Source organism: Pseudaeromonas sharmana (genome assembly GCF_042649925.1).
GTDB classification, from domain to species: Bacteria; Pseudomonadota; Gammaproteobacteria; order Enterobacterales; family Aeromonadaceae; genus Pseudaeromonas; species Pseudaeromonas sharmana.
Genome location: NZ_JBHSAF010000014.1, coordinates 20,623 through 31,590 on the forward strand (window position 1 = coordinate 20,623; position 10,968 = coordinate 31,590).

The window sequence follows — 10,968 nt, forward strand, 5'->3', positions numbered from 1 at the left end:
ATACGTCTGTACCAAGGATGGAATAGGCGAACGCAAACAACCCCGCTCAAGCCGGATTGCCGAGTGGATGTTATCTACTTTTACAAGTTATCAAACATGACTGAATCTTTTGCTCAACTCTTTGAAGAGTCTCTGAAACAACTCGAAACCCGCCCGGGCGCCATCGTTAAGGGTACTGTCGTTTCTATCGCAAACGGCTTTGTACTGGTCGATGCCGGTCTGAAGTCTGAGTCTGCTATTCCGGTAGAACAGTTCAAGAACCTGGCTGGCGAGCTGGAAATCAACGTCGGCGATACTGTTGACGTTGCTCTGGATTCCGTAGAAGACGGTTTCGGTGAGACTCAACTGTCTCGTGAGAAGGCCAAGCGTCACGAAGCCTGGCTGCAACTGGAAAAGGCTTACGAAGAACAGGCTACTGTGGTTGGTCTGATCAACGGCAAGGTCAAGGGTGGTTTCACTGTCGAAGTGAACAACATTCGTGCATTCCTGCCGGGCTCTCTGGTTGATGTTCGTCCGGTTCGTGATACCGCTCACCTGGAAGGCAAAGAGCTTGAGTTCAAGGTGATCAAGCTGGATCAGAAGCGTAACAACGTTGTTGTGTCCCGTCGCGCTGTGATCGAGACTGAAAACACCTCCGAACGTGACAGCCTGCTCGCCAATCTGCAAGAAGGCCAGGAAGTCAAGGGTATCGTCAAGAACCTGACTGACTACGGCGCATTCGTAGATCTGGGCGGTGTTGATGGTCTGCTGCACATCACCGATATGGCGTGGAAGCGTGTCAAGCATCCGTCTGAAATCGTCAACGTTGGTGACGAAATCCAGGTTAAGGTTCTGAAGTTCGACCGTGAACGTACCCGTGTATCTCTGGGTCTGAAGCAACTGGGCGAAGATCCGTGGGTTGCTATCGCCAAGCGTTACCCGGAAGGCGCTCGCCTGACTGGCCGCGTGACCAACCTGACCGATTACGGCTGCTTCGTTGAAATCGAAGAGGGCGTTGAAGGTCTGGTACACGTATCCGAAATGGATTGGACCAACAAGAACATCCACCCGTCCAAGGTTGTCAACGTGGGTGACTCTGTTGAAGTCATGGTTCTGGACATCGACGAAGAACGTCGTCGTATCTCCCTGGGCCTGAAGCAGTGCAAGGCTAACCCGTGGCAGCAGTTCGCTGAAACCCACGCTAAGGGTGACCGCGTATCTGGTAAGATCAAGTCCATCACCGATTTCGGTATCTTCATCGGTCTGGATGGCGGCATCGATGGTCTGGTTCACCTGTCTGACATCTCCTGGAACGCTTCTGGTGAAGATGCCGTTCGCGAGTTCAAGAAGGGTGACGAAATCTCTGCCGTGGTTCTGCAAGTCGATCCGGAGCGTGAGCGTATCTCTCTGGGCGTGAAGCAAATCGAAGAAGATCCTTTCAATAAGTACCTGTCTGATAACAAGAAAGGTGCTATTGTTAAGGGCAAGGTAACCGCCGTTGACGCCAAGGGCGCCACCATTGAACTGGAAGAAAGCGTAGAAGGTTACATTCGTGCCTCTGACGTTTCTCGTGACCGTGTAGAAGACGCCACCCTGGTGCTGTCTGTTGGTGACGAAGTTGAAGCCAAGTTCATGGGTGTTGACCGCAAGAACCGTATCGTCAGTCTGTCGGTCCGTGCTAAGGACGAAGCTGATGAGAAGGCTGTCATGGACAACCTGAACCAGCAAGAAGAAGTTGGTTTCAGCAACGCCATGGCTGAAGCGTTCAAGGCCGCTAAGGGCGAGTAATTCTCCCCGGTGAGGCAAAAAGGGCGGTCCTGTACCGCCCTTTTTATTGTTTTTTATCGCAGAGTTTTCATATTGGAGTAGGGATAATGACCAAGTCTGATCTGATAGAGCGTCTCTCTGGCAAATATGCCCATCTTTCAGCCAAAGATGTTGAAGCGGCGATCCGCGAGATTCTTGAACAGATGGCGATCACGCTGCAAAGCGGTGACCGTATCGAGATCCGAGGCTTTGGCAGTTTTTCTCTGCATTACCGTGCACCACGCGTTGGCCGTAACCCCAAAACTGGTGAAAAAGTGGAGTTGCTTGGCAAATCTGTTCCGCATTTCAAGCCAGGCAAAGAGCTTCGTGAACGCGTCAATGAGTCCATTTGACGCGCGTAAACACACAGACGGAGACGACGGGTGCGTACATTAGTCACTGTTCTGGTGGTGATCATGCTTGCCGCCGTGGGGCTGACATTAGGTGCAGAAAATGGCAGCTATGTCCGATTCAATTTCTTGCTGGCACAGGGTGAATATCGACTATCCAGCCTGATGGTTTTCTGGTTTTTATCCGGGTTTGTTCTGGCTTGGCTCATGTCCGCTTTCTGGATTGTCCGCCTAAGAATGACCAGGCGTTCCTTGCGTAAGCAGTTGGTGAAAGAACAGCATCGTCGCAATGACGGAGAATCGGCTGTCTCGGGCAGAAATGATTAATGCTTGAACTACTGTTTCTGTTGTTACCTATTGCCGCCGCCTATGGTTGGTATATGGGGCAGCGGGGGGTCCGTCTCGATAATCAGCAGTCGAGCCACAAGTTGTCCCGCAATTATGTCGCCGGGATCAATTTTCTGCTTTCAGACCAGCCTGATAAGGCGGTCGATCTCTTTATTGAACTTCTGCAAGTTGACGAAGAGACGCTTGAGACTCACATGGCGCTCGGTAATTTATTTCGCCAACGTGGCGAGGTAGACAGGGCCATTCGTATCCACCAAAACCTGGTCGCCAGACCGTCGTTGACTTTTGAGCAACGCGATTGGGCCATGCTCGAACTGGCGCGAGATTTTGTTGCGGCTGGGTTGCTGGATCGGGCCGAGGAGATCCTGGTCGAGCTGGTACGGCATGATGAACATGAAATCGAAGCGGCTGAATTGTTGATCAACTTGTATCAACAACTTCGAGACTGGGAGCGTGCCATCGAGGTGGCGCAGCGCAACAGTAAAAAGCTGGGTGAAAAAATCCAGATGCCATTGGCGCAATTCCATTGCGAATTGGCTGAGATGGATCTGCAGTCTGGTCAGGAACGCAAGGCGATTACGCGGTTACGCAAAGCGCTACAGATTAGACCGGATTGTGTGCGAGCCAGTTTGCGTCTTGCCGAAATTTATCTTCAGCAAAACGATATTTCCAGTGCGGTTGTCGTCTTGGCGCCCTTGGGACAACAGTCACCTGATATGGTCAGTGAGGCGTTGCCGTTGCTTGCTCGCTGTTTTAGCAATCCGGATGAGCGTTATACCAGCATTCTAAGACAATGGTTGGACGCGAGTGGCTCGGCCAGTGTTGCCCTTGCGTTGTCGGACCTGATGACAGCGCAAGGGCAGAGCGCCGAGGCAGAATCTTTTGTTTTGCGAGAGCTTAAGCGGCATCCCACGATGAAGTCGTTTGCCAAACTGATGGATTATCGACTCTCTGAGTTAGATAATCCGCGAGCCGTTGAGAGCATAGGCCTGCTTAAGCAGTTGGTGGAGGAGCAGATTCGAGCCAAGCCTCGTTACTGCTGTACACATTGTGGCTTTACATCACGTTTGATTTTCTGGCAGTGCCCATCGTGCAAGCAATGGGCGACGATCAAGCCCATCCGTGGTCTGGATGGCGAGTAACGGGAGTAAGAATGTTGGATCCTAAAGTTGTGGTGGCGCTGGATTATGCGCGTGAAGAGGATGCTTACCAGTTTGTCGATCAGGTTTCTCCCGAGGCCTGTCGTCTCAAGGTAGGCAAAGAGATGTTTACACTGTTCGGTCCTCAGTTGGTGCGTAATTTACAACAGCGCGGCTTTGATGTGTTTCTGGATCTGAAATTCCATGATATTCCCAATACAGTCGCAAAAGCGGTAACTGCTGCCGCCGAGCTGGGTGTCTGGATGGTGAATGTTCATGCCAGTGGTGGTCCGCGCATGATGGTTGCAGCCAGAGAGGCGCTCGAACGATATGGGGATGACAAACCCTTGCTGATCGCCGTCACGGTACTTACCAGCATGGAGCAGCCTGAATTACAGGCTATCGGTATTGCAACTCCGATTCAGGAGCAGGTATTAAGGCTGGCTACTTTGACTCGCGATTGTGGTCTGGATGGTGTCGTCTGCTCTGCACAGGAAGCGCCGTTGTTAAAACCGGCGCTGGGTGCCGAATTCAAATTGATCACCCCGGGTATACGCCCTGCTGATGCCGAGCTGGGAGACCAACGTCGTGTGCTGACCCCCGAACAGGCATGTCGTCAGGGTTCGGATTATCTGGTTATCGGTCGACCGATCACCCAGTCGGTCGATCCTGCTGCCACGTTAGCGCGCATTAATCTTTCGTTGTTAGGTTAACCCTGTTTCGTTGGGCCTGGCGTTGCCATAACAGCAGCGCCAGCCCGATAGCCAGCCCAGCCATACTGCCCAAAATATGTGACTCGACATGAACCCGAGTCCCGATTAGCTGGGCTGTCGTATCGTCGAGATGCGCAGTATCCCATACTAGTTTTAATATCAGCCCGATTAACCAGAGTGCGGCCAGGCGTTTCTTGTCAATAAATTGCAGACAGGTTGCGATGGCGAACAGACCATGCAGGGCACCTGATAGCCCCCAGTAATGTTGCGTTTTAGGAACCAGGATCAATATTCCCAGATCAACCAGACTCACGAGCAACACCAAGAGTAATAAACAGAAGCCATCGGTTAGAGGCGGAATCAACAGGCACCATAATATGCTCAATGCCAGCAGATTCATTAACATGTGGGGAGCATTATGATGCAGCCAGCCCCCAGTGATGAGACGCCAATACTCTCCAGACAAAATAGCGCTACGGTCAAAGGATAATAGCGAGTCATTACCGAAGCTCTGAACTACGCAGGAAAAAACCAGAGCCAATAGCAAGAAACACCAGAATGCAGTGCCTTGTTTAATCATGATGGTCACTAAAAGAAAAGGGGCGTCAGCCCCTCTTTCATTTTCTTAGATATCAAATTAAGAAATCGTTGAGGCTTTTGCCTTCGTTTTCTATGGCTTTGCGGATCGGAGAGGGTTGGCGGCCTTGACCGGTCCAGGTCTTTTCCTGACCGTTTTCATCAAGATAACGATATTTCGCCGGGCGTGGTGCACGCTTGCTGCTTTTTTCTACATCGCTTGCCGCCGCTGGAAACAGCTCAGTTGGATCAATGCCATCGGCGCGAAGCATATTCATGTATTCGTTGATTTTACGCAGACGCTCTTCACGGGATTTGCGCTCATCTTCATCATTGGCACGGCGCTCTTCAACAATACTGGTGAGTTTTGCCAGCCCTTCTTCCAATTGTTCCAGCGTCAGATCCCGAGCCACGGCGCGCAGGCTCCGAATATTTAAAAACACCTTCAAAAATTCACTCATGTTCGTCTCACTTAATCCGAGGGTATTGGGTGGTGATTTCTTTATTGTGACTATTAACCTTTTTTTAATTTAATAGGCTAGTAAAAATTGTCAAGCTGGCTGGAAATAATAAATATCGTCACGAATAAATAATGCGATATTTTCTGCAGCGGGTCGCGTCAGTCAAATATCATTATCGCAAACACACTCAATGGGGTTGTGTTTCAATCTGCCATGTCAATCGATTTCGCTGGTTTTTGCTAGGTTGCCGGATAAAAATATTGACCTTGGCGCCAATGTCAGTAAGATGCTCGACTTACCTTGAGTAGAGGTTGCGCTGCCGAAGAGTAGTTGGGACGAGGGTGACACCTGTGAAGTCCGATGAAAGGCGTCAGCGCCGAAGTAAACGTTCCGTCATGAGCGTTTGCTGGGGGCATTTCGAACAGGAATGTCACTGCCATAGTCTGAGCAAACTATGGAGCGCTACTGAAAGGGCAGGAGTCTCAACAGGAATATTTTTCCTGATATTTGTCTTCTATTCCTCTTCGGTAGATCTCCACCTGATGTTTATAGGTGACCCGAGATCATGAGTATCACACACTATTCCGATTCAATTCTCTCCATCATTCCGCCACTGTTGACGGTAGTCCTGGCCGTTGCCACTCGCAAAGTTCTGTTATCCCTCGGTGCAGGCATCGTCACTGGCGCATTGTTACTGTCGGCCGGCGAGCCTGTGGGCACTACAGTCTATTTGGGCAAGCTCTTCCAGGGCATTTTCTGGCAGGATAATGACTGGAATCTGTGGAACGTAAATATCCTGTTATTTTTATTGTTGCTTGGCTGCCTGATCAGTTTGATGACACTTTCTGGCGGCACCCGCGCTTTCGCTGATTGGGCGGAGCAACACATCAAGACACGCCGGCAAGCCAAGTTGATGACGGGATTGCTGGTATTTCTGTTTTTTATTGATGACTATTTTCATAGTCTGGCGGTAGGGACCATCTGCCGGCCCGTGACCGATCGCTATCAGATATCCCGGGCCAAATTGGCCTATTTGCTCGATTCGACAGCCGCGCCGGTGTGCGTCTTGATGCCAATTTCTTCCTGGGGCGCTTATATCATTGCGCTGATTGGCGGTATCTTAACTGCCCATGGCATGACCCAGGTGACCGCATTCTCGGCCTTTCTTGCCATGATTCCACTGAATTTCTACGCCGTGTTTACCTTGTTGTTGGTGCTGGCGATCGTCCTGTTCCAAAAGGATGTGGGACTGATGGCCCGGCATGAAGCCGCAGCGCGCGAAGGGCAGCTGTTTGATGCGCAAAAAGGCGTTCCGCCTGGCGAAACCTCTTCGCTGGCCCCTTCGTCTCGTGGTCGGGTGTGGGATTTGGTTGTTCCCATTCTGTTTCTGGTGACCGCGACCGTATTCTTTATGATCTATAGCGGGGCGCTCAAACTGACAGCCGCAGGCGAGCCGTTTTCGCTGCTCAAGGCCTTTGAGAATACCGATGTCGGCGGCTCGCTGGTAAAAGGCGGCGCCTTGGCGTTGGCCAGTGCCGTGATGTTGGCGTTGCGATTGCGTCTAACCATTCGCCAGTGGACTCAGGTTGCCGTGCACGGTGTGCAAGCCATGTGGCCGGCCATTCGTATTCTGGTCTTGGCCTGGGCCATCGGTGCCGTGATCCGCGATATGGAAACCGGAAAATACCTCTCCTCGTTGGTCAGCCTCGGGGTGCCAACCTGGATGTTGCCGGCCATGCTGTTTGTTCTGGCTGGTGCCATGGCATTTTCGACCGGAACAAGTTGGGGTACGTTTGGAATCATGCTGCCCTTGGCCGCCGACATGGTGGTGGCGGCTGAGCCAAGTTTGCTGATGGTGAGTCTGTCCGCCGTGCTGGCCGGAGCTGTTTTTGGCGACCACTGTTCACCGATCTCGGATACCACGATTCTTTCGTCGACTGGTGCCAGTTGCCATCATATCGATCACGTGATGACACAACTGCCCTATGCGCTGTTTGTAGCCTTTGGAGCCCTGGTTGCGTATCTGCTGATGGGGCTCTCGGGCAGCACCTGGCTGGCCTACATCGGTGCCGGGATCTGGTTTGCCATCGGCCTGACGATTTTACTCGGTCGACAGCGAGCAATAGCGCCGTCGCTGGCTTAAACCGCATGATCAAGGGGCTTCGGCCCCTTTTCATTTTCTGGCATTATGTCGCGGTTATTTTTCAGGAGACAGCATGGCCTCGCTACATTACAAATTTGCCGCAATGAACTCGGGTAAATCCACCCAACTGATCCAGGCTCATTTCAATTATTGCGAAAGAGGGATGACGCCGTATGCCATGACCCCGGCGATTGACGATCGGTTTGGTGTCGGGGTTATCGCCGCGCGCGTAGGCCTGGAGCTGAAGGTGGATGTGTTTTCACCGCAAAGCGATCTGTTCGCCATTGTGCTGAGCCGGCATCAGGCGACCCCGCTGCATGTCTGCATTATTGATGAGGCCCAATTTTTAACCCGCGCGCAGGTCTACCAGCTGGCGCGGGTGGTTGATGAGCTGGATATTCCGGTCATTGCCTATGGTCTCAAAAGCGATTTTCGTGGTGAACTGTTCGAAGGGGCATACCATTTATTGTGTCTGGCGGACAAGGTGGAGGAGCTCAAGAGCATATGCTGGTGCGGCAGCAAGGCTCATATGAACGCGCGCTTGGCACCGGATGGCACAGTGCTCAGGGAAGGAGCCCAGGTCGAGATCGGTGGCAATGATCGCTATGTGTCCTTGTGCCGCAAGCACTATCTGCAAGGCGTGGCATTACCACAGGGGCAGGGGTAACGCGAAGCTGGATGCGCTCAGTGCGAGGACATCACCTGATCGGCCCACTTGGATGCCTCCAGGAACAGGTTGATTGTCTGCTCCTCGCTGAGTTGAATTTTCTCCGCCCGGAGTTTAAGTCTGTCCCAGTTGAGGGTTTCGTAGTCTGTGACGAAGGCCAGATAGAACGCCAGCTCGCCGCGTTTCTCCAGTAAGGCCTGCTTGATCTGATCAGAGAGCGGGATCTGGGCGAGGATGTCGACAAACGGTTGGTCGAGGATGGCCTCGAGCAGCGAGAACAGTCCGCATAAAAACGCCTCCGCCGGATCGGTCCAGCCCTGACGGTGCAATGACAGCAGTTCACAGAAGCGGCCGCGGATCAGGCTCATCCGGTACAGTTCGGTGGATTTGTTCTCTCCGCCGCTGGTGGCACTGACCAGCGAGACAAAGCGACGCATCTCCTGCTGGCCGAGAAACACGGTGGCATGCCGGAATGAGGTGATAGGGTCCGCGGCGCGATAGCGCAGGTTGTTGACATAGCGCATCAGTTTGTATGCCAAAGACAGATCGCGGTTCAACAGCTCTTCGATGCGGACATAATCCAGCTCAGGTGCATTGACCTCCTTGAGCAGTTGCATCACTGTCAACTGGCTCTCGGAGAGCGTCTTGCGCTGCACGATTTCTGGTCGGCTGAAGAAGTAGCCTTGAAACAGGGTGAATCCCATCTGTCGCGCGGCCATGAACTCCTGCTGTGTCTCCACCTTTTCCGCCAGGTAGATGAGCGGTGTATGCTTGTGCGCAGCGATATAGGCGGCCATTTCGTCGTGTGATGTCAGCCGAAAATCAAACTTGATGATGTCAATGTAGGGTAAGAAACGTTCCCAGCGCGGATCCAGGGTGAAGTCATCTAGTGCCAGACGAAATCCTTTGTCCTTCAAGCCGCGAACACAGTCAAACAGCTGCTGGTCCGGCTCGGCATCCTCGAGGATCTCGATAACAACCTGCTCACGGGGCAGGGAATCGGCAAGCCCGTTGAGCAGCAGACTATATGGGAAATTGATATAGCAACGATGATCACCGACCAGCTGCTGTATGGGTTGGCTAAGAAACTGTTCGGCTATCAGGCACGTGGTGGCTTGTTCGGCGGTGACATTCGGAAAGGCATTGCTCAGCCCTTTGCGAAATAACAGTTCATAGGCAACCGGGCGTTGGTGCTCATCCAGAATGGGTTGCCTTGCCACAAAAGAGTACATCTTCACATCCCTATCACATCCGAAACCGGTGGTTTCGAGCCGTCTCGGCAACAATGTGCAGCAGCTTGGCGCGTCAGGCAACAGTAGGGATATGAAATAGCGAGCTCTGCAGCACATTGTGCAAGTGTTCGCAGAAAAAAGAAGCAAAAACAAAAGGCCCCGCAGGGCCTTGAGCTTGTAGACGCGAATCAGAACAAGTAGTTGACCTGAGCGGCTGACAAAAATGCTGAGGCACTGGATGTGTAAGGAACCGTCAGGGTGCCGACACCTGGTACTGTCAGCGGTTCATCAATATTGACGTCCTTGCCATCCAGATAGGCCAGACCAAGATCGATGCTCCAATTGCGGTTCACCTGGTAGCTGGCGCCCAGCGAGTACCACATACGCTCGGTGTCCGGAATACTGATCACATCGTGTGCGGCTTGACGATCCAGGGCAAAACCGGCGCGCAACGTCCACTCAGGATTGACGTAGTAAGTGCCGCCGATGGCATAGCGCCAGCTGTCAGAGAAGTCTTGATCCTTCTGGAAGCAGACACCGTTGTTGCATTGGCTGCTGGTCGCCTTCAACTCCTTGAAGACATCCCAACCCGTCCACTGTACTGAATAGTGCACGGCAAATTGTTCGCTCAGGCGATCGTAACCAGAGAATTCGGCCAAGGCCGGCAATTCGAGGTCCAGCGCACCAGGAACCTGTTGATAGCCTGAGCTGGTACCAGTGAAGTCACCCTTGAAGGTCAGTGTGGTGCCAGAACGGTAGCTGAGGCCCCAACGATGATCTTCATTCAGCTCAAACAGCACGCCGGTGTTCCAGCCCCAGTCCCAGGTGTCACCCGACAGGTTGACCAATGGGGTACTGGCTTGCAATTGCGGATTGAGCATCGAGACCGCACCAGCACGACGAATCAGCGTGGCATCGGCATAGATGGCGTTGATTCCGGCACCGAAGCTCCATTGATCGTTGATCTTGTATGCAAAGTTCGGGTTGATGTTGAACGTCGTCAGCTCGGTCTCACCACCGATGATGCCGGCGGCATAATTTTCATCAAACTTGGTGGAGAGACCATAGTTGGTAAACAGGGCCAGGCCCCAACTCCACTTGTCATTCAGCGGCTGGATGAAGTAAGACGCGGGTACGACGGCACTCGGGGCAATGTCGTTGGCATCCAGCGAGCTGCTGGGCAGGGTAGCGGCGCCACTCCCGGTCGGGATAGTGAGGTTATCACGGCCCTTGATATCGATATTGGGTTTGACGTATGTGGCGGCAACGGAGACGGCCATGCTGTCAAAACGCGTCATGGCAGCCGGGTTTCTGGCGAGAACCGCCGCATTGTCGGCGATGGCGCCTTCACCGGCAAAGGCTCGGCCCAGACCGGTGGCTGAGTGCTCGTTCAAATTGAATGCGGATGCATAGGCCTGGTTGTAACTAAGCGCGACCATTGCACTGCAGAGCGCCAGACTGATTCGGGTCATTTTCATGTTTTTTCCTGTTTATTTTGTCCTGATAAGAGGGTTAGCAGGTAAAAGGCGCGCCATCTTACTGAGCAATCACTAG

11 protein-coding genes and 1 riboswitch are annotated in these 10,968 nt (G+C 52.7%); of the genes, 7 read left to right on the plus strand and 4 right to left on the minus strand.

Annotation, left to right across the window (positions count from 1 at the left end; all coding sequences use genetic code 11):
- Positions 1-96 precede the first annotated feature (96 nt).
- The 5 genes from rpsA to pyrF all read left to right on the plus strand — a co-directional run bounded on the left by rpsA (position 97) and on the right by pyrF (position 4,335).
- Positions 97-1,767: a 30S ribosomal protein S1 gene (rpsA, locus tag ACFOSS_RS09955; RefSeq protein ID WP_377152189.1), complete on the plus strand. Its 1,671-nt coding sequence runs from the start codon at positions 97-99 to the stop codon at positions 1,765-1,767.
- An 86-nt stretch (positions 1,768-1,853) separates the two neighbouring features.
- On the plus strand, positions 1,854-2,138 hold the full coding sequence (gene ihfB / locus ACFOSS_RS09960; protein WP_377152191.1) for an integration host factor subunit beta: 285 nt from the start codon (positions 1,854-1,856) through the stop codon (positions 2,136-2,138).
- A gap of 30 nt (positions 2,139-2,168) precedes the next feature.
- Entirely contained in the window at positions 2,169-2,462 is a 294-nt protein-coding gene (locus ACFOSS_RS09965; protein WP_377152192.1) for a LapA family protein, read from the plus strand.
- Positions 2,462-3,625 (plus strand): lipopolysaccharide assembly protein LapB, encoded by a 1,164-nt coding sequence (gene lapB / locus ACFOSS_RS09970; protein ID WP_377152194.1) that lies wholly within the window; start codon positions 2,462-2,464, stop codon positions 3,623-3,625. The genes ACFOSS_RS09965 and lapB overlap by 1 nt, the downstream gene beginning before the upstream one ends.
- An 11-nt stretch (positions 3,626-3,636) precedes the next feature.
- Complete coding sequence (gene pyrF, locus ACFOSS_RS09975) at positions 3,637-4,335, plus strand: orotidine-5'-phosphate decarboxylase (protein ID WP_377152195.1); 699 nt, start codon at positions 3,637-3,639, stop codon at positions 4,333-4,335.
- On the opposite strand, the gene rrtA is transcribed toward pyrF, so the two are convergent.
- Together rrtA and ACFOSS_RS09985 are read right to left on the minus strand one after the other, a co-directional pair.
- Positions 4,313-4,915 (minus strand): rhombosortase, encoded by a 603-nt coding sequence (gene rrtA / locus ACFOSS_RS09980; protein ID WP_377152196.1) that lies wholly within the window; start codon positions 4,913-4,915, stop codon positions 4,313-4,315. The two genes, pyrF and rrtA, sit on opposite strands and share 23 nt — an antisense overlap.
- A gap of 52 nt (positions 4,916-4,967) precedes the next feature.
- Entirely contained in the window at positions 4,968-5,372 is a 405-nt protein-coding gene (locus tag ACFOSS_RS09985; protein WP_377152197.1) for an H-NS family histone-like protein, read from the minus strand.
- 297 nt (positions 5,373-5,669) lie between these two features.
- Positions 5,670-5,845, plus strand: a riboswitch (Lysine riboswitch).
- Positions 5,846-5,937: 92 nt separating this feature from the next.
- On the opposite strand from ACFOSS_RS09985, the gene ACFOSS_RS09990 reads away from it, so the two are divergent.
- Entirely contained in the window at positions 5,938-7,515 is a 1,578-nt protein-coding gene (locus tag ACFOSS_RS09990; RefSeq protein ID WP_377152198.1) for a Na+/H+ antiporter NhaC family protein, read from the plus strand.
- Positions 7,516-7,588: 73 nt separating this feature from the next.
- Positions 7,589-8,182 (plus strand): thymidine kinase, encoded by a 594-nt coding sequence (locus ACFOSS_RS09995; protein WP_377152200.1) that lies wholly within the window; start codon positions 7,589-7,591, stop codon positions 8,180-8,182.
- A 17-nt stretch (positions 8,183-8,199) separates the two neighbouring features.
- On the opposite strand, the gene ACFOSS_RS10000 is transcribed toward ACFOSS_RS09995, so the two are convergent.
- Complete coding sequence (locus ACFOSS_RS10000) at positions 8,200-9,414, minus strand: EAL and HDOD domain-containing protein (protein WP_377152201.1); 1,215 nt, start codon at positions 9,412-9,414, stop codon at positions 8,200-8,202.
- 188 nt (positions 9,415-9,602) lie between these two features.
- Positions 9,603-10,892: an outer membrane protein transport protein gene (locus ACFOSS_RS10005; RefSeq protein WP_377152202.1), complete on the minus strand. Its 1,290-nt coding sequence runs from the start codon at positions 10,890-10,892 to the stop codon at positions 9,603-9,605.
- Positions 10,893-10,968: the final 76 nt, after the last annotated feature.

Coding starts and splice junctions, on each gene's coding strand:
- rrtA (WP_377152196.1), bottom strand. CDS start 4,915: ATGATTAAACAAGGCACTGCATTCTGGTGTTTCTTGCTATTGGCTCTG.
- ACFOSS_RS10000 (WP_377152201.1), bottom strand. CDS start 9,414: ATGTACTCTTTTGTGGCAAGGCAACCCATTCTGGATGAGCACCAACGC.
- ACFOSS_RS09985 (WP_377152197.1), bottom strand. CDS start 5,372: ATGAGTGAATTTTTGAAGGTGTTTTTAAATATTCGGAGCCTGCGCGCC.
- lapB (WP_377152194.1), top strand. CDS start 2,462: ATGCTTGAACTACTGTTTCTGTTGTTACCTATTGCCGCCGCCTATGGT.
- rpsA (WP_377152189.1), top strand. CDS start 97: ATGACTGAATCTTTTGCTCAACTCTTTGAAGAGTCTCTGAAACAACTC.
- ihfB (WP_377152191.1), top strand. CDS start 1,854: ATGACCAAGTCTGATCTGATAGAGCGTCTCTCTGGCAAATATGCCCAT.
- ACFOSS_RS10005 (WP_377152202.1), bottom strand. CDS start 10,892: ATGAAAATGACCCGAATCAGTCTGGCGCTCTGCAGTGCAATGGTCGCG.
- ACFOSS_RS09995 (WP_377152200.1), top strand. CDS start 7,589: ATGGCCTCGCTACATTACAAATTTGCCGCAATGAACTCGGGTAAATCC.
- ACFOSS_RS09990 (WP_377152198.1), top strand. CDS start 5,938: ATGAGTATCACACACTATTCCGATTCAATTCTCTCCATCATTCCGCCA.
- pyrF (WP_377152195.1), top strand. CDS start 3,637: ATGTTGGATCCTAAAGTTGTGGTGGCGCTGGATTATGCGCGTGAAGAG.